The organism is methanotrophic endosymbiont of Bathymodiolus puteoserpentis (Logatchev) (assembly GCF_900128525.1).
Taxonomy (GTDB): Bacteria; Pseudomonadota; Gammaproteobacteria; order Methylococcales; family Methylomonadaceae; genus Methyloprofundus.
In genome coordinates this window covers 35,826-54,342 of sequence record NZ_FQTQ01000059.1, presented here as the reverse complement: position 1 = coordinate 54,342, position 18,517 = coordinate 35,826, and the positions used below count along the sequence as shown (strand labels likewise).

Genomic DNA, 18,517 nt, shown 5'->3' with positions numbered 1-18,517 from the left:
TCTGCGTATTTTCAGGGTTTGGTAATGCCGGCATTTAAAAGTGCACGGTAGTGAACGAAATTTTCAGTTAAGAATAAAATTGAAGCATAAAACATACTAGATTACTTGGTATTTATGGTTTGTGAGATAATTCACAGTATGGTTAAAAACTTGAATGCAAGTAGTGCCTGAGCAGAAGCTCTAAAAGCCTTGTTAGTTATGCTATTTAGAGTAGGGAAATAATGATTCGAATATTTTTAGTCCACGATAGACGACAGGGCTGTCGCCAAATTGAAGTGTACTGCGGTAGCAGTACGTGAGACTAGTTTAGTTAAGTTATCTTGACAATCCGTTAGGTAAACATAGCGATTTTTTACGTAGTGAAGGGCGTATTGGAACTTAGCTAAGTTGCGCCGTATATATATGAATATTTGGTGATAGGAGTCTCAGGTATTTTATGAGGTAGATGTGGCGCGCCCATTTAAGCAGCAAAAGCGCGCCTTTATGTTTAATGACGAGGGATTATTAAAATACGTAAAATTATAAAGTATTGCCTATTTTCTCGCCCAGTTGTACTTTTTTGCCAGGAACCAAAGTATCTTCCCAGTTCATTACGTTTTCGCCAAATAAAGCAATAATCGTTGAGCCCATATTAAATCGGCCGAGTTCTTCGCCCCTTTTTAGATGCGGCGCATTGTCTTTATACTGCCAAGTTTGAATACTTTTTGCCGTTGGGGGCGTGACTTCGCCATGCCAAACGGTTTCAATGCTCGCGACAAAAATTGCACCGACTAAAACTAAAGCCATCGGTCCAATTTCGGTATCAAAAATAGCGATGACCCGTTCATTTCGGGCAAATAAACGGGGTACTGAATTAGCTGTTGCTGCATTAACGCTGAATAAACGCCCAGGTACATGAATCATTTCCCTTAATGTGCCATCTAAAGGCATATGTAAGCGATGATAATCTTTAGGTGATAAGTAAATGGTCGTGAATTTACCATTTTTAAAAGGTGCAGCACGCTGTTCGTCGCCGCCTAATAAATCTACTGCTGTATAGCTTTTGCCTTTAGCTTGAATAATATTGCCTTCGGTAATATTACCGGCTTGACTCACTGCGCCATCGGCTGGGCAGGCAATATCGCCGGCACTATTGGACACCGTTCTAGCGCCGGGTTTTAGTGCGCGGGTAAAAAAATGGTTGAAGCTCGGATAAGCGTTAATATCCGAATCAATCGCTTCCTCTATATTAACGCCATAATGATTGACAATTTGTTTAATAAAAAAATTTTTCCATATTTTATTTTCACTATGAGTCAATTGTCTCATCAGTCTGGATAAAGGATGGTGTGGCAATAGGTATTGTGGCAGGGTCGTTAGGCTTTCTTTAAAGGTCATGATCGGGTGTTTTTCCGCTTAAATAATAGGCAAAGGCGATGACTTCAGCGACGGCGGTATAAAGTTCTTTAGGGATTTCGTCGCCTAAAGGAACTTGCGCTAAAATTCTTGCCAGTTCAGGTTCGGTTTGTAAAGGAATGCCGTGTTTTTCGGCGATGGCTAAAATCTGTTCTGCTGTAACCCCTTCACCTTTGGCCGTGACTCTAGGCGCATTTTTACCATCGTATTTTAATGCGACCGCTAAGTCAGAGGTGTAAAAGGTTTTAGGCATGTTTTAGCTTAGGATTGGGGGCGGTATAATTTATACATTTTTCGTGCAAATTTCGTCAACTACAGTAAGCATACATAAAGTATAATAGTCACTTTTTATTAAACCGGATATTTTACCAGTTATGAAGCTGGAAAAAATTAAACTTGCAGGATTTAAATCATTTGTTGATGCGACAACGATTCCTATTAAAGGGAATTTAATCAGTATCGTGGGTCCTAATGGCTGTGGGAAATCTAATATTATTGATGCGGTACGTTGGGTGATGGGCGAAAGCTCAGCCAAGCATTTGCGCGGCGGTAGTATGACTGATGTTATTTTTAATGGTTCTTCAAGCAGAAAGCCAGTCAACAAAGCATCAGTTGAGTTAGTTTTCGATAATAGTGAAGGTAAAGCGGGTGGCGAATATGCCCAATACACAACGATTGCTATTAAGCGCCTAGTGAGCCGTGACGGTCAGTCTATTTATCAATTTAATGGTACCAAATGCCGACGTAAAGATATTACTGATTTATTTTTAGGCACAGGCTTAGGGGCGCGCAGTTATGCGATTATTGAGCAAGGCACTATTTCACGCGTTGTTGAAGCTAAACCTGATGAGTTACGGATACATATAGAAGAGGCGGCGGGTGTTTCTAAATATAAAGAACGACGTAATGAAACCGAAATGCGTATGCGCCATACGCGTGAGAATTTAGAACGCTTAGATGATGTACGTGATGAAGTTGAAAAGCAATTAAATCATTTAAAAAAACAAGCAGAAAAAGCAGAAAAATATACCACTTTAAAAGCGCAGGAGCGTGAATTAAGGTTGCAGCTATTGGCGATGCGTTGGAATACGTATCATGTTAAGGCGCAACAACTGGATAGTAAGCTACAAGATGCTGCGAGCGCTCATAATAAGTTATTTATGGAGCGTAAGGCGCTAGAACAAGCGTTGGAGGAAAAACGCACAAGATATAAAGTACAGCAACAGACTTTAGATCAACAGCAAGCGGAGTATTATGGTTTGCTTGCTGAGGTGAGTCGTTTAGATCAAGTGATTAAACATAATGAACAATCGCATGAGGAGACTGAGCAAGAGCTAGTGAGGTTACGTGATCAAGCAGAGCAGCTTGGAGTCAATTTAGATGATGATTTATTGCAGTTAGATGAGTTAAAAGAATCTTTGTTGGTAGCGGAAGAGTCCTTGTTAATTGCTCAAGATAAAGAGGAGGGCGTGCTGGAAATTCAGCTGGCGGCTCAAGAGCAGCGCCTAGCTTGGCAACAAGAGTGGGAAGCTTATCAGAATCAATATGCCAATTACCGCGAGCAAGCGGAAGTTAAGCGTATGCTGGTGGCTCAATTGGAAAATCAGGCTTTTCAATTGCAAAGTCGCTTACAACGATTACAGGGTGAACAAGAGGAATTAAGTGAGCAAGGTTTGCACCTTGAAATTGATAGTTTGGATCAAGCGATTAATTTGATTGAGGAGCAAAGAGAGAAAGTTCAAATTGACTTAGATACGGTACATTTATCGATTAAAGAGTTACGCCAGTCTATTAAACAATATCACGAGATATTGCATGGTAATCGCTCTGAATTACAAAGTGTAAAAGGTAAAGTGACTTCGCTGGAATTATTACAGCAACATGCAATGGGTAAGGATAATCAAAAATTAACGCATTGGCTGGATAGAGTAGCTTTAGCTGAAAATCAGCGTCTTGCTGAATTTATTGACGTTGATACTGGCTGGGAGAGTGCAGTTGAAACAGTATTAGGTACTTATTTAGAGGCGGTGTGTATTGATAATGCCGATCAACTGATTAATGAGCTTGCGACTTTAAGCAATGAATCAGTCACGTTGTTTGAGACGGCACACGAATACACTGAAGAGTTAAGTAAAGGCTTACCGCGATTATTGGATAAAATTAAAACGCCGTGGAATTTACAAGGCTTGTTATCGGGGATTTATTGTGCCGATAATACAGAACAGGCTAGGGAGTTAGCTAGCAAATTAAAATCCTATGAATCTATTATTACCCCGCAAGGTGCTTGGATGGGGTATGGGTGGGTTAAGATTGTGCGCGAGCATGATGCTAAAAGCGGTGTTTTACAAAGAGAAAAGCAATTACGTTTATTAAAAGAAGAGCAGGTAGAACTACAAGCGCGCGTCGTTATTATGGAGGAGCAATTAGTCACTACAGAAGACTTTTTAAAAGAAGCTGAAAAGCAGCGGGAAGTGTTGCAAAATAAAGATAAGCAAGTAAGCAATGAGTTGTCCTTGAAAAATGCAGAATTCAGTGCATACTCGGCTCGTGCGGAACAGCAACAACAACGCTTAGTGCAAGTAAGTAATGAACTGGCTGATATTAATAGTGAACTGTTAGAAAGTAGTGAGACGAGAGCAGAAGCTTTGATGGTTAAGGAGCAAGCAGAAGAAGCGATGGCAGCGCTGACTGAAAAGAAATTACAATTAGAGCAAGATCGTCATAGTTTACAAACACAAAGCGAACAAAGTGATAGGCAGGTAAATGACATGCGTCAGCAGGTGCACAGCCTGCAAGCAAAAATATCCAGCTTAAAAGCCTCTGATGCCTTAACGACAAAACAAATAGAGCGCTTGCAATTACAGCAACAGCAGTCTCAAGAGCGCATTACTGAGTTGGATAAGAAATTGCATCAGACCTTGCAGCCCATGGATGATGAGCGCTACGATCTGGAGGTTTTGCAACAAAATAAAGATGAATTGGAAAAAAATTTAGAGCAGCTGCGTGCACAGCAAGTTATTTTAGAAGCTGATATTGCCGAGTCAGCAGAGCGGTTTTCTTCTGTACAGCTAGATATAGAAAAGAAAAAAGAGTTATTAGATAGCATTCGCTTTGAGCAGCAGGAAAGCCAAGTACGCCAACAAACGTTGACAGAGCAGTTGCAAGAGTTAGGTGCGGAGGCGCAAACGATTATGCAAGATATTCCTAGGTATGCAGATGAACCCGCCTGGAAAATTAAAGTAGATGATTTAGGTCGTCAGATTGAGCGATTGGGGACGATTAATTTAACAGCAATAGAAGAGTTTAAAGCGCAGTCTGAGCGTATGAATTTTCTTAATGAGCAAAATAGCGATTTATTAGAGGCTTTGCAAATTTTAGAAACTGCCATTACTAAGATTGATAATGAAAGTAGGCAACGATTTAAGGATACCTTTGATAAAATAAACGTCGGCCTACAAGAAAAGTTTCCAAAGCTATTTGGTGGTGGTAAAGCTTATTTATCATTAACAGGTGATGATTTACTGGAAAGTGGTGTTAATATTATTGCTCAACCGCCTGGCAAGCGAAATAGTTCTATTAATTTATTATCAGGCGGAGAAAAAGCTTTAACCGCTGTGGCTTTAGTTTTTTCTATTTTTGATTTGAATCCAGCGCCTTTTTGTTTGCTGGATGAAGTGGATGCCCCTTTAGATGAGGCAAATGTACGACGTTTTTCAGCAATGGTTGAGGAAATGTCAGCCAATGTGCAGTTTTTATATATTTCACATAATAAAGTGACGATGGAAATTGCGGGACAATTAGCAGGTGTTACCATGAAAGAACCCGGTGTTTCTCGTATGGTAGCTGTCGATATTCAAGAAGCAGTAGCAATGGCGGAAAGTTAACGTGGATAAAGATTTATTAAGAATAGTCATCATTTCGGTAGGTGCGATTGTCATTTTAGGCATGATCCTTTGGGGGGTGCTTAAAGGCAAGTCGAAAAGTAAAAATATGTTTGGTGGGGAACATGACCCTCTGGAAAATATAGATAGCAGCTTGTTTGTTAATACGGCTGATGATGATTTTGATATTGTGCCTTTAAACAACGCACGCAGTAATGATGAATATCAAGAGCCGGAAGTTAAGACGCGCTTAAATGCAGCCTATATACAAGAGACAAAAGAGCAAGAAAGTACAGAGGCGGAGCCAGATATATTAGCGACAGCGATGGATAAAACGGATAAACCTACTTCTAAACCTGCTACCAAACAATTGCCGGTGTTATTGCAGTTACACTTAGTCGCTAAAAATCCAGCGGGCTTTAAAGGTTTGCAATTAGTACAAGCATTTGAGCGGGTAGGTCTAGTCTATGGCAGTGTTAAAGTTTTTGAGCGTTTAGATGCACAAAATCGTGTCGATTATGCCGTTGCTAGTATGACTGAGCAGGGTGTTTTTCCAGGCGATAACTGGGAGTCTTATTATTGCCCAGGCATTTCTTTTTTTATGCAACCAAGAGAGCTTGATGATGTTAAATCTGTATTTGATGATTTGATCAATACAGCTGGGCAATTATCAGCTTTGCTTCAAGGGGATATTTTAGATGAAAATCATCAGCCTTTAACAGAAAAGGTTTTGCAGCAGATAGAAGCAAGATTATCTTAAATAACGTTACCTATATTTACCCTGCTAATGCCTAAAGGCGGGTGAAAGCCACGCCCTACAGTTTTAGATATGTCTTGCGTTAAAATAGTAGCCCTTTTTATCTTTGTATGAAGAAGAAAAAAAGCAAGCTAAACATTTTTAAAAAAACCTACCAAGACGTTACCTTCTCAATCAAGAAATTATGTCCACTCAAGAAATCTTATTAAGAAAATTCCAGTTATTAACTGAAGATGAACAATTAATACTTTCCGCTTTATCTATCCTTTTTATACCTGTTAGTCAAACAAAATTGCTCACTATTCTACGTGAAACGCAGGCAGTTAATCATAGGGTGTATAAGCGAGTGGCTAAACCTTTAAAGGATAAGTTGCAACAGCAAGGATTGATTGTCATTACTAAAGATGGCTGGCGTTGTGCCAAGGAAATCAGCGAAGTATTGATGAAAAAGGCGTCTGTTGACCATAGGGATTTATTTTTAAAATTAGTGGAATATGGATTGAGTGAAAGCACTGCTTATTATTACTCTTACGAAATGCAGGTGCTTAGTGCAGTAAGAAATTTACGTTTTTATCTCTATCTTGGTGAGGCTGAAAAATTTAAGAAAAATTTCACTCGTTTTGAGGATGAATTTCCTGACCAAGTAAGCCCTTTGTTAAATTTATTGTTTTTTACGCCTTTTGATAAGTCTTGGTTTGAACAGTTAAATCAAGATATAAAAAACTTTGTTGTATCAATATATGCGGATTATTTCACTTTTAATAGTGAAAAAGTAAGTTTTTCGGTGCAATTATTACAGGCGACTGTTGATTCGAACGCCACTCCTCCGCTTGAGTTATTACAAAATTTAGCTGAGTTTAAGCTGATGGCGGATGATGCTCAGGGGGCAGAAGCATTACTTACAGATGATGTTTCGGCTAGGAGCTTGATGATTAAAGGCAGTGCTTGTTTTATCGATAATCGTAATGATGAGGCTTTAGAGCTTTATAAGCTGGCGCTGCAGTTGATGAAAAAAGAAACACGTAAGCGTAATATTTTTTTACCGCATATTCATGGTTATTTTTTTCATTTAGCTTTATTCAAAACGAAAACAGCTGAAAACATCAGCTTGCTGAAGGCACAATTAAAAATTATTGAAAAAGGGAAAGATAGTGATGACTTTTTTAATACGAATGGGCGCTTAAAGGAGGGGCTTGAAGTTTATCAGACACAACTTAAAGCGGAAGATGCTTATGAGTTACGCCGGTCATTGAACTTCCCTTATGATAGATTATTTCATTGTTTATTATTGCACTGGCTAGACACACTTGCGATTACCACAAGTTGGGATAAAGATTTTTTATCGGTATTCAAAAAATATTGCATTTCAGCTGATCAGGGCGGCGCGTATTATTATGCTGCCGTTAGCTCGCATTTATTACAAAAATTAGGCATAAAAGATAAAGCAATCAAAGCTATTGCTGAAAAGCATAAAGATTCTAATGCTTTACATATTATTGATTTACTACCGCGCGTAGAAAAATGGGAGCGGGCATTAACTGCTTTGACCCAGCTAAGTGCGGAGCCATCTGCAGGTAGCTTACATGCTGAGTCACGCATGATATGGTTATTAACATTAGACGGTAATAACGCTGAATTAGCACCGCGTGAGCAAAAGATGGGTAAGTCTGGGCGTTGGACTAAAGGGCGCGCAGTTTCTTTGAAAAGATTATATTCAGAACAGGCAAGTTTTGATTATTTAACCCTACAGGACCGGCGTATTTGCGCGCAAATCAGCAAGGAGCTAGAAGATAATTATTATAGTTATAGCTATAAAGAGGTCTATGTTTTAGAAAATGAGGCCGTTTTAGCGGCAGTGGGTCACCCGCATATCTATTGGTCTAGCGCGAGTGAATATACAACGCCCATTACGCTAAGCAAAGCTGAACCGCAATTATTAGTGACCACGCAAAAGAAAGATTTACGTATTTCTTTACACCCCATTATTCAATCGGAATCAGTCGTTTTTGAGCGTACTGCAGATAATGAAATACGGGTTTATCAAATTAGCGAACAGCACCGACAAGTTGCCAGTATTTTAGGGAATAAAGGGCTTTCTGTTCCGCATAAAGCTAAACAACAAGTCATCGACTCTATTGCTGCCATTGCTTCTACCTTAACGGTGCAGTCTGATATTGAGGGCTTAGCCGTTAATATAGAAAATGTCGATGCAGATGCGCGCTTACATATACACTTACAGCCCGTTGGTGAGGGCTTACAAGTTGAGGCTTTTGTACAGCCTTTTACGGATGCAGGGCCTATCTATAAACCAGGTACGGGTGGCACGACGGTGCTGGCTGAAGTGCAAGGCAAACAAGTACAAACGACGCGTGATTTTGCTGTTGAGAATGCACATTTAGAGAAGCTACAACAACAATGCCCTGAATTATATCAAAGCAGTGATGCACGGTGGTTGCTAGATGATCCAGAAATGGCTTTAGAAGCATTGTTGAAATTGCAAACTTTGGGTGATTTTGTGGTCTTAGAATGGCCTAAAGGCCAAAAAATTAAAGTGAGCCGTGAAGCAGGTTTAGGTCAGGCGCGTTTTTCCGTGCGTAAAGAAAAAGATTGGTTCAGCGTTGAAGGTGAAGTACAAGTAGATGAAGAGCAAGTCTATGATATGCAGCGCTTAATTAACTTATTAAAAGCAAGTTCAGGGCGTTTTTTAAAGCTGGAAGATGGACAGTTTATTGCACTCACGAGTGAATTACGCCAACGCTTAGATGATGTTGCTGGCCTAGGGGAGCAAAAAGGCCAGGCATTGCAGTTTCATGCTTTAGCCGCACCTGCTTTAAATGAGGCGTTAGAAGGTATGGAGGTCAAAGCCAGTAAACAATGGCGCGACCAGTTGCAAAAATTGGCATCGATGAGCGATTTAGAGCCAGAAGTTCCTTCCACCCTGCAAGGTGAATTACGTGATTATCAATTGGAAGGTTATCAATGGATGGCGCGTTTAGCACACTGGGGAGCGGGCGCGTGTTTAGCGGATGATATGGGGCTTGGGAAAACCATACAAGCACTTGCTTTGATTTTATCACGTGCCATGCATGGTCCAACTTTAATTCTTGCGCCGACTTCGGTTTGTATGAATTGGCTGGAGGAGGCGCAACGTTTTGCCCCCACTCTAAATGTATTGCATTTTGGTTCTGGTGATCGACAAAAAATTATTGAGCAGGCCGAGGCATTTGACTTGGTTGTGTGTAGTTATGGTTTATTACAAACCGAATCTGAGTTATTAATCGCTAAACAGTGGCAAACTATTGTTGCTGATGAAGCACAGGCAATTAAAAATGGCTTAACTAAGCGTTCACAAGCGGCAATGGCATTACAAGCGGACTTCAAAGTCATTACCACAGGTACGCCGATAGAGAATCATTTGGGAGAATTATGGAATTTATTTCATTTTATTAACCCAGGTTTGCTAGGCTCACTGAAAAAATTTAATGAACGTTATGCGCAAGCAATTGAAAATAGCAAGGATCATACGACGCAGCAACATTTAAAAAAATTACTCAGGCCGTTTATTTTACGTCGCCTTAAAAGTGATGTATTGCAAGAGCTCCCCTCAAAAACAGAAATTACCTTGCATGTTGAATTAAGTAAAGAAGAGCGTACTTTTTACGAAGCCATGCGTCGTAATGCAATGCAAGCCATGCAGGATGCGCTAAAAGAAGGACAGCAAGCAGGACAACAGCACTTGAAAATTTTAGCGGAAATCATGAAATTACGCCGTGCCTGTTGTCATCCTAAATTGGTAATGGAAGACAGCCCGTTAAGTAGTGCCAAATTACAAGCCTTTGAAGAACTCGTTGATGAATTAATTGCGGGTCGCCATAAGGCTTTAGTTTTTAGTCAATTTGTCGGGCATTTACATATTATTCGTGATTTATTGGAGAAAAAGGGTATAAATTACCAATATTTAGATGGTAGTACTTCTATTGCTAAACGCAAAAAAGCTGTGACTGCATTTCAAGGTGGCGAGGGTGATGTTTTTTTAATCAGTCTAAAAGCAGGCGGCTCAGGATTAAATTTAACCGCTGCCGATTATGTGATTCATATGGATCCGTGGTGGAATCCTGCGGTAGAAGACCAAGCTTCAGACAGAGCGCATCGTATGGGACAAACACGCCCCGTCACTATTTATCGTTTAGTTGCTAAAGATACTATTGAAGATAAAATTGTTGACTTACACGCGCATAAACGTGATTTAGCCAGTAGTTTATTAGAGGGGGGCGAAGTCAGTGGTAAGATGTCTGTGAGTGATATGATGGCTTTGATTAGGGAAACTGAGGAATAAATAGGTGCCTGAAATATGCCGGTTTTTATGGGATCATTATCAGAATGTATTTGCTTGACCGAGAGCACCCACCACGACATATTCATATAAAGTATGGTGAATATGAAGCGGTTATGGAGTGAATGATGAAATTAGTTAAATTTATTTATCAGCAAGATTATTGTTTTACCTTATTCTTTGCCAACGGTGAAAGTAAAGGTGTCGATTTAAAGGCGCTGATCGGCACATATGTTGCTTTGAATGAATTAAAAACCGCACAATAAACCTAGAATGGGGATGTCTGGAGTTTAATAAGGGGTATGTTGATATAGAGCCTAAGACTTTATACCGTTATGCTTATGGGCTAAAGCCCAGTAGTGAGCACTCTAAAGCGGCTTAAAATATATAACCTTGATGTCTCACTGTCCAGGATAGATAAACAATTCTTAAAATTAACAAGGGTGTGATTGAATGACCGAAAATACAATAAAAGCAACTGAAGTATTAGCACAATACCGTGAGCATGTAGCAGAAAGAGCAAAAATGGGTGTTGTTCCGCAACCTTTAAATGCAGACCAAGTTGCTGCCATTGTTGAGTTAATTAAACAACCGCCAGCAGGTGAAGAAGAGTTTCTGCTGGATTTATTAACCAACCGTGTGCCTGCGGGTGTGGATGAAGCCGCTTATGTTAAGGCTGGCTTTTTAGCCGCTGTGGCGAAAGGTGAAGTTAGCTCGCCTATTTTAGATGCAGCACGAGCAACTGAATTATTGGGGACAATGCTGGGGGGGTATAATATCACTCCACTGATCGAGCTATTAGATAATGATACGCTAGCACCTATTGCAGCTAATGCCTTAGCACATACTTTATTGGTATTTGATGCCTTTCATGATGTTCAAGAAAAAGCGCAAGCGGGTAATACCTTTGCTCAACAGGTCGTACAATCTTGGGCGGATGCAGAATGGTTTACGAGCAAGCCTGAAGTGCCGGAAAAGTTAACAGTAACCGTATTTAAAGTGACCGGTGAAACAAATACGGACGATTTATCACCTGCACCGGATGCGTGGTCGCGCCCTGATATTCCTCTGCATGCGCAAGCCATGTTAAAAATACCGCGTGAAGGGATTACTAATACTGAGCAACAAATTAATGAATTAAAAGAAAAAGGCTTTCCTGTTGCTTATGTAGGTGATGTCGTTGGCACGGGATCTTCACGTAAATCAGCAACTAACTCGGTACTTTGGTTTACTGGGGACGATATTCCTTATGTGCCAAATAAACGCGCCGGCGGTGTCTGTATTGGTGGCAAAATTGCACCGATTTTCTTTAACACCATGGAAGATTCAGGTGCCTTACCGTTTGAATGCGATGTTGAGAACATGGCAATGGGTGATGTGATTGATATTTACCCTTACCAAGGTGTGGTAAAAAATCATGACACGGGGAATGTGATCTGTGAGTTTGCATTAAAAACTGATATTTTACTAGATGAAGTGCGTGCAGGTGGGCGTATTCCATTAATTATTGGACGTGGCTTAACAGATCGTGCGCGTAAAGCACTCGGTTTGGATGCTTCTCGTGTTTTTCGTAGACCAAAGGATGAAGCACAAAATAATAAAGGCTTTACTTTAGCGCAAAAAATAGTGGGTAAAGCCTGCGGTGTGACTGGCGTAAGGCCAAATACTTATTGTGAGCCTCATATGACCACAGTCGGTTCTCAAGATACGACGGGGCCGATGACGCGTGATGAATTAAAGGATTTAGCCTGTTTAGGTTTTTCGGCCGATTTAGTGCTACAGTCTTTTTGTCATACTGCAGCGTATCCAAAACCCATTGATGTCGCGATGCAGCACAGCTTGCCTGATTTTATTATGAACCGTGGCGGTGTGGCTTTACGTCCAGGTGACGGCATTATCCACTCTTGGTTAAACCGCATGTTATTACCGGATACTGTGGGTACTGGGGGGGATTCACATACACGTTTCCCTATTGGCATTTCCTTTCCTGCAGGCTCTGGTTTAGTGGCGTTTGCAGCGGCAACAGGTGTCATGCCTTTAGATATGCCTGAATCGGTTTTAGTACGTTTTACAGGAGAAATGCAAGCTGGCATTACCTTACGTGATTTAGTTAATGCAATTCCTTTAGCAGCGATTGAAAAAGGTTTATTAACGGTTGAGAAAAAAGGCAAGAAAAACGTCTTCTCAGGTCGTATTTTAGAGATTGAAGGCTTACCTGATTTAAAGGTAGAGCAAGCGTTTGAGTTATCGGATGCTTCAGCAGAGCGTTCTGCCGCAGGTTGTACGATCCGCTTAGGTGATGCGCCGATTCGTGAATATATTAATTCTAATATCACACTATTGAAATGGATGATTGCTGAAGGCTATGGTGATGCACGTACCATTGAACGTCGAATTAAAGAAATGCAGGCATGGGTTGCCAAACCTGAATTAATGGCTCCCGATGCGGATGCAGAATATTTTGAAATTATCGAAATTGATTTGAACACAATCAAAGAGCCAATTATGGCTTGCCCGAATGACCCTGATGATGTGAAAACACTAGCAGATATTGCGGGTACTAAAATTGACGAAGTGTTCTTGGGGTCATGTATGACCAATATCGGGCATTTCCGTGCCGCTGGTAAATTATTAGAAAAAGAAGCAGGGCGTTTGCCTACGCAGCTTTGGGTGTCACCACCCACTAAAATGGATCAAGAACAGTTAATTGAAGAAGGTTATTACAGTACCTTTGGTAAATCAGGCGCACGTATGGAAATGCCAGGTTGTTCTTTATGTATGGGTAATCAAGCGCGTGTTGCAGATAATGCAACCGTGGTTTCGACTTCCACACGTAACTTTCCGAACCGCTTAGGTAATAATGCTAATGTCTATTTAGGCTCTGCGGAGTTAGCTGCAGTGTGTTCTATTTTGGGTAAAATTCCAACTTATGAAGAGTATATGTCTTACGTGAACAAGATTAATGAAACAGCTGAAGATACGTATCGTTATTTAAATTTTGATCAGATTAAAAGCTATCAAGATAAAGCGGATGCGGTAGAAGTAGAGTAATGCAGAGTGGGCAGTTTTTTTGCCCACCTTTAATTCATTATGCGTTTAACCCATAAAGAAATTGATACGATAAAAAACAGCGTATTGTCACTTGATGCTGATGCGCGTATCTATTTGTTCGGTAGTCGAATCGATGATGCTAAACGCGGCGGTGATATTGACTTATTAATTGAGTCAAGTATTTTAACAAAACAAGATTTACGTAAAATTCGCTGGCAATTTTTTGGTGTTTTTGGCGAACAGAAAATGGACTTGGTTTTAGATACAGGCATTGAAAATCAGACGTTTATTAATATGATAAAGCCTACGGCGGTTCAATTATGAGTCGTGCTTATTTACAGGAGCTCAGTGTTGCTTTAGAAAAACAACTTTTTTGGCTAGATTACTCTTATCAGCAAGTGAAAGACTTATCTAAGCCAGAACATTTTAGTATCGAGCAATTTAATCAGTTTGCAAATCTATGTAGTCGTTATGCGCGTACAATTGATTTTTTAGTGCGTAAAGTCTTTCGTTGCCTTGATGATGTTGAATTTGAAAACCAAGGCACATTAATTGATGTGGTTAATCATGCGCATAAGCGCGGGCTATTTGAGGATATTGAATCGATTAGGCAGATCAAGGATATTCGTAATGAAATTGTGCATGAATATTTGGATGAGGCTTTGCAAAGTGTATTTTCAGATGTGCTAAGGACGGCACCAGAGTTGATTGCCATAGGGCGGAATACTTTAGCTCATGTTGAAAAAGTTAATAGATAATTGGAAAAGACAGTGAATATAAAAGAATACATGACCTCTTTAGGTCAACAGGCAAAAACGGCAGGTCGGGAAGTCAGTCGCGCTGAGTCAGGGCAAAAAAATGCAGCTTTATTGGCGATTGCAGAGCAATTAAAAAATAATACGGCTTTATTAGCAGAGGAAAATGCTAAAGATTTACAAGCGGGTAAAGAAAAAGGTTTAGATGCGGCTTTGTTAGATCGATTAGAATTAACGCCTGCTAGAATTCAAGCGATGATTGATGGTTTAAATGAAGTGGCGGCTTTGCCTGATCCCGTGGGCGCTATGACTGATTTGAAATACCGTCCTAGCGGTATTCAAGTGGGGCAAATGCGCGTGCCTTTGGGGGTGATTGGAATTATTTATGAGTCACGACCTAATGTGACTGTTGATGCGGCGGCCTTATGTTTGAAATCAGGTAATGCCTGCATTTTGCGCGGTGGCTCAGAGTCGATTCATTCTAATAAAGCCATTGCTCAATGTGTGGCTCAAGGCTTGGAGCAAGCAGGTCTGCCTGTGACTGCCGTACAAGTTGTGGAAACTACTGATAGAGCAGCGGTGGGTGAATTAATTAGCATGAATGACTATGTTGATGTCATCGTGCCTCGTGGTGGTAAAAGCTTGATTGAGCGCATTTCTAAAGAAGCTACTATTGCGGTTATTAAGCATTTAGATGGTATTTGCCATGTCTATATTGATGGTGCGGCGGATATAGAAAAAGCAGTTAATATTGCCGTCAATGCCAAAACGCATCGGTATGGCGTATGTAATGCAATGGAGACATTATTGGTAGCTGAATCAGTTGCTACACAAGTATTACCTAAATTAGCAGTGTTATATAAAAAATCAGGTGTGGAGTTGCGCGGTTGTTTAAAGACCTGTTCTATCATTCCTGGTTGTGTGCGTGCGACTGAAGAAGACTGGGCAACTGAATATTTAGCTCCCGTGCTATCAATTAAAGTGGTTACTGATATTGATGAAGCAATGGCGCATATTAATCAATTTAGCTCAGGGCATACTGAGTCTATCGTGACCGAAAACTATACTTTAGCGCGTCGTTTTTTGCGTGAGGTAGATTCGAGTTCGGTGATGATCAATGCATCTACACGCTTTGCTGATGGATTTGAGTATGGTTTAGGTGCAGAAATTGGTATTAGTACGGATAAATTACATGCCCGCGGGCCAGTGGGTCTAGAAGGCTTAACAAGCTTGAAATATGTTGTTTTAGGGGATGGCCATATCCGTCAATAATGTTAGGTATTTATGGGGGGACGTTTAATCCGATACATTATGGGCATTTACGTGCAGCGATAGAGGTTAGTGAGGTTTTTGCTTTAGATGAGTTGCGTTTAGTGCCATGCTCTCAGCCTGCACATCGCAATAAGCCTGAAGTGAGTGCCTCTATGCGTGTACAAATGTTACAGTTAGCAATACAGGCAGTGCCACAACTACAGATTGATACGCGGGAACTAGAGCGAGCTGGCCCCTCTTATATGGTTGATACGTTGGCATCTATTCGTGCTGAAATCAAGTCTGATAGACCGTTATTTCTATTTATGGGGACCGATGCTTTTAATGGTTTATCAAGTTGGCATCGGTGGCAGGCTTTATTTGATTATGCGCATATTGTGGTCATAACGCGCCCTGCCTTTAAGCCGAAAAGTTTGGTAAAATTCTATGCAGATAGGCTAGTTAATGATAAGCATTCGTTAAAATCCTGTGCGAGTGGTAAAATCTATTTTCAACAGGTGACGCAACTAGAGATTTCAGCAACATTTATTCGGCAAACCTTTGCAATGCACAGAAATCCGAGTTTTTTATTGCCTGAAGCGGTTATTGAATATATACAGGCGAAACAACTCTATAAAGCCTGAAAAACAGAATAAAGGAAATTGAATGCAAGCGGAAAAATTATTAGCGATTGTGACTAAAGTCTTAGATGAGCGTAAGGCTGAAAATATAGTCACAATTGATGTAATTGGAAAAACGAGTTTTACTGATTATATGGTGATTGCCACAGGAACTTCAGCGCGCCACAGTAAAGCTTTATGTGAATATGTAACTTTAGCACTAAAGGAACAGGGCGTAATGCCTTTAGGGGTTGAAGGCGGCCAAGATTCTGAATGGGTTTTAGTTGATTTAGGTGATGTGATTTTACATGTTATGACGGCTCAGTCACGCGAGTTTTATCAATTAGAAAAATTGTGGAGTGTGGAAAATGCACAACCCGAAGAAAATGGATATGACGATGAAGAAGACTAAAAAATGTAGTTTAGTATTGTTGTTATTACCTTTAAATATACCCCCTGCATTTTCACAAACACCTGATATTAAGGAAGGTTTGTGGGAAGTAAGCTCCCAGGTGAGTATGGCTGCAATGCCAATGAAAATACCTGCAATGACTATGCAGCAGTGTTTTACTAAACAGAGTATGAGCCCTGAGAATATCTTGCAGCAGAATAATTGTCAGATGCATGACTTGGATATACAAAATAACCAAGTACGTTGGTCTATGAATTGTGAGCAAGAAGGCATGAAAATGCAGGGCTTGGGGAAAATCCAGTATCAGAAAACTAGTTTTTCCGGTACATTTGATATGACTATGTCAGGGGCACCGCAAGGTGCAATGGCTATACAAACAAAAATCACAGGGCGTTATCTAGGGAAATGCCAGTAGTATTGTTCTATAATAGTCTTTAGTTATCGTTCTTACAATTTCGAGAGTGTTTCATGATTCAAGGTAGTATCGTAGCGTTAGTCACCCCCATGTTTGATAACGGTGATATAGATAAGGATAGCCTAAAAAAATTGGTAGAGTTTCATATAGAGCAAGGAACTGATGCTATCGTTTCCATGGGAACGACGGGGGAATCTGCTACCTTAAATGAACAAGAACACATGGATGTGGTCAAGTCAGTTATCCAATATGTAGCAGGGCGTATTCCTGTTATTGCTGGAACGGGGGCTAATTCTACCTCTGAAGCGATAGCACTAACACAAGCTGCAAAAGAAGTCGGTGCCAATGCCTGTTTATTGGTTACGCCTTATTACAATAAGCCGACTCAAGAAGGTTTGTACCTGCACTATAAAGCGATTGCTGAAGCAGTCGATATTCCACAAATTTTATATAATGTGCCTGGGCGTACCGCTTGTGACATGTTGCCTGAAACTGTTGGCCGCTTGGCAAAAATTAAAAATATTGTAGGCGTCAAGGAGGCAACGGGTGATTTATCAAGGGTGACGGTTATTCGTGAGTTATGCGGGAATGAATTCGCTATTTATACCGGCGACGATGCCAGTAGTTGTGAATTTTGCTTATTAGGTGGTAATGGTACGATTACTGTTTCTGGTAATGTTGCCCCCCGTTTAGTGCATGAAATGATTACGGCGGCAATGAATGGCGACCGTGAAACGGCAACCAGTGTTGATGCCTTGCTGAAAGGCCTACATAAATACTTATTTATTCAATCCAACCCCATTCCGGTTAAATGGGCCGTTGCTGAGATGGGCTTAACCAGTAAAGGGATACGTTTACCGTTAACGTGGTTAACTGAAGATTGTGTCGATAAAGTGCGCAAGGCTATGAAGCAAGCGCATGTCCTTTAATCTCTCTTTAATAAGTGGCATGAAACTCAGTAAAATTAGTCTTATTTTTTCGGTCACTTTAGTGACGGCCTGTAGTTCATTCTTTCCTGATAAAGAAAAAGACTATATTTATAGTAAAGAAATTGCTGCATTAGAAATGCCACCCAATTTATCAGAAGAGCAAAGTGCTGATCCATTACCTATAGACACAACACCTAGCGCTTTAACGAATACGGTTGAATTCATTCAAGACAACGAAGGTAGCTATTTACTGATTAATTCTTCTTTTGCTCATGTTTGGCGTGTTACTGGCAAGGCTTTAACAGAGCGTTCAATTGAAATCACCGATAAAATTCGCTCTACTGCAACTTATTATGTGCAATATGACCAAAATGTGCAGGATGTTAAAGATGGATCTTTTTGGGATGAATTAGTTTTTTTCTTTGGCGATGACCCGAATCAAGAAAAACCGTATCAAGTTTTTTTACAGCAAAGCGAGCAAGGCACCCGCATTTTTGTCCGAGATGAAGAAGGTAATAATTTATCAGAAGGCAATGGTTTGCATTTGTTAAATTTATTGTTTGATACGATAAAAAAGGATTTTGCAACAGATTAAACTCATTTTGTTGCTCTGCATCAGAATGTAAAGTGACACTTTGCACGCTAAGTAGAATGTTGCTGATAGCGCCCCTCATTGTCGAGGGGCGCACTTTACCTATCACTTGAATACTTCATAAAA

At 40.4% G+C, this 18,517-nt stretch carries 16 protein-coding genes; 14 read left to right on the top strand and 2 right to left on the bottom strand.

Going from position 1 to position 18,517, the window contains the following annotated elements:
• Nucleotides 1-519: 519 nt before the first annotated feature.
• Both asd and BQ7314_RS03755 read right to left on the bottom strand, forming a co-directional pair.
• Nucleotides 520-1,377 (bottom strand): archaetidylserine decarboxylase, encoded by an 858-nt coding sequence (asd, locus tag BQ7314_RS03760; protein ID WP_174482375.1) that lies wholly within the window; start codon nt 1,375-1,377, stop codon nt 520-522.
• On the bottom strand, nt 1,367-1,648 hold the full coding sequence (locus BQ7314_RS03755; protein ID WP_174482374.1) for an EscU/YscU/HrcU family type III secretion system export apparatus switch protein: 282 nt from the start codon (nt 1,646-1,648) through the stop codon (nt 1,367-1,369). Before BQ7314_RS03755 ends, asd begins: the two co-directional genes overlap by 11 nt.
• 121 nt (nt 1,649-1,769) lie before the next feature.
• Between BQ7314_RS03755 and smc the strand changes: the two genes are divergently transcribed.
• From smc to bamC, 14 genes are all read left to right on the top strand, one after another.
• Nucleotides 1,770-5,279 (top strand): chromosome segregation protein SMC, encoded by a 3,510-nt coding sequence (gene smc / locus BQ7314_RS03750; RefSeq protein ID WP_174482373.1) that lies wholly within the window; start codon nt 1,770-1,772, stop codon nt 5,277-5,279.
• 1 nt (nt 5,280) lies between these two features.
• Complete coding sequence (locus BQ7314_RS03745; protein ID WP_174482372.1) at nt 5,281-6,036, top strand: cell division protein ZipA; 756 nt, start codon at nt 5,281-5,283, stop codon at nt 6,034-6,036.
• A gap of 181 nt (nt 6,037-6,217) precedes the next feature.
• On the top strand, nt 6,218-10,369 hold the full coding sequence (locus BQ7314_RS03740) for a DEAD/DEAH box helicase (protein WP_174482371.1): 4,152 nt from the start codon (nt 6,218-6,220) through the stop codon (nt 10,367-10,369).
• A 44-nt stretch (nt 10,370-10,413) separates the two neighbouring features.
• The gene (locus BQ7314_RS16060) at nt 10,414-10,491 is read left to right on the top strand and encodes a DUF4160 domain-containing protein (protein ID WP_174482385.1); all 78 of its coding nucleotides are present in this window, start codon (nt 10,414-10,416) and stop codon (nt 10,489-10,491) included.
• 3 nt (nt 10,492-10,494) lie between these two features.
• On the top strand, nt 10,495-10,632 hold the full coding sequence (locus tag BQ7314_RS03730) for a hypothetical protein (protein WP_174482370.1): 138 nt from the start codon (nt 10,495-10,497) through the stop codon (nt 10,630-10,632).
• Nucleotides 10,633-10,819: 187 nt separating this feature from the next.
• Nucleotides 10,820-13,417 carry a bifunctional aconitate hydratase 2/2-methylisocitrate dehydratase gene (acnB, locus tag BQ7314_RS03725; RefSeq protein ID WP_174482369.1) on the top strand — a complete coding sequence of 866 codons (2,598 nt, stop codon included), beginning with the start codon at nt 10,820-10,822 and terminating at the stop codon, nt 13,415-13,417.
• 39 nt (nt 13,418-13,456) lie between these two features.
• Nucleotides 13,457-13,741, top strand: a complete 285-nt coding sequence (locus BQ7314_RS03720; RefSeq protein WP_174482368.1) for a nucleotidyltransferase domain-containing protein — start codon at nt 13,457-13,459, stop codon at nt 13,739-13,741.
• On the top strand, nt 13,738-14,175 hold the full coding sequence (locus BQ7314_RS03715; protein ID WP_174482367.1) for a hypothetical protein: 438 nt from the start codon (nt 13,738-13,740) through the stop codon (nt 14,173-14,175). Before BQ7314_RS03720 ends, BQ7314_RS03715 begins: the two co-directional genes overlap by 4 nt.
• A 12-nt stretch (nt 14,176-14,187) precedes the next feature.
• Nucleotides 14,188-15,444, top strand: coding sequence for a glutamate-5-semialdehyde dehydrogenase (locus tag BQ7314_RS03710; protein WP_174482366.1), 1,257 nt, complete (start codon nt 14,188-14,190; stop codon nt 15,442-15,444).
• Complete coding sequence (gene nadD, locus BQ7314_RS03705; RefSeq protein ID WP_174482365.1) at nt 15,444-16,067, top strand: nicotinate-nucleotide adenylyltransferase; 624 nt, start codon at nt 15,444-15,446, stop codon at nt 16,065-16,067. Before BQ7314_RS03710 ends, nadD begins: the two co-directional genes overlap by 1 nt.
• Before the next feature lie 22 nt (nt 16,068-16,089).
• Nucleotides 16,090-16,455, top strand: a complete 366-nt coding sequence (gene rsfS, locus BQ7314_RS03700) for a ribosome silencing factor (protein ID WP_174482364.1) — start codon at nt 16,090-16,092, stop codon at nt 16,453-16,455.
• Entirely contained in the window at nt 16,412-16,870 is a 459-nt protein-coding gene (locus tag BQ7314_RS03695; RefSeq protein WP_217423824.1) for a DUF3617 domain-containing protein, read from the top strand. Before rsfS ends, BQ7314_RS03695 begins: the two co-directional genes overlap by 44 nt.
• Nucleotides 16,871-16,923: 53 nt before the next feature.
• Nucleotides 16,924-17,799, top strand: coding sequence for a 4-hydroxy-tetrahydrodipicolinate synthase (gene dapA, locus BQ7314_RS03690; RefSeq protein WP_174482362.1), 876 nt, complete (start codon nt 16,924-16,926; stop codon nt 17,797-17,799).
• A 19-nt stretch (nt 17,800-17,818) separates the two neighbouring features.
• Nucleotides 17,819-18,394 (top strand): outer membrane protein assembly factor BamC, encoded by a 576-nt coding sequence (gene bamC / locus BQ7314_RS03685; protein WP_174482361.1) that lies wholly within the window; start codon nt 17,819-17,821, stop codon nt 18,392-18,394.
• Nucleotides 18,395-18,517 lie beyond the last annotated feature (123 nt).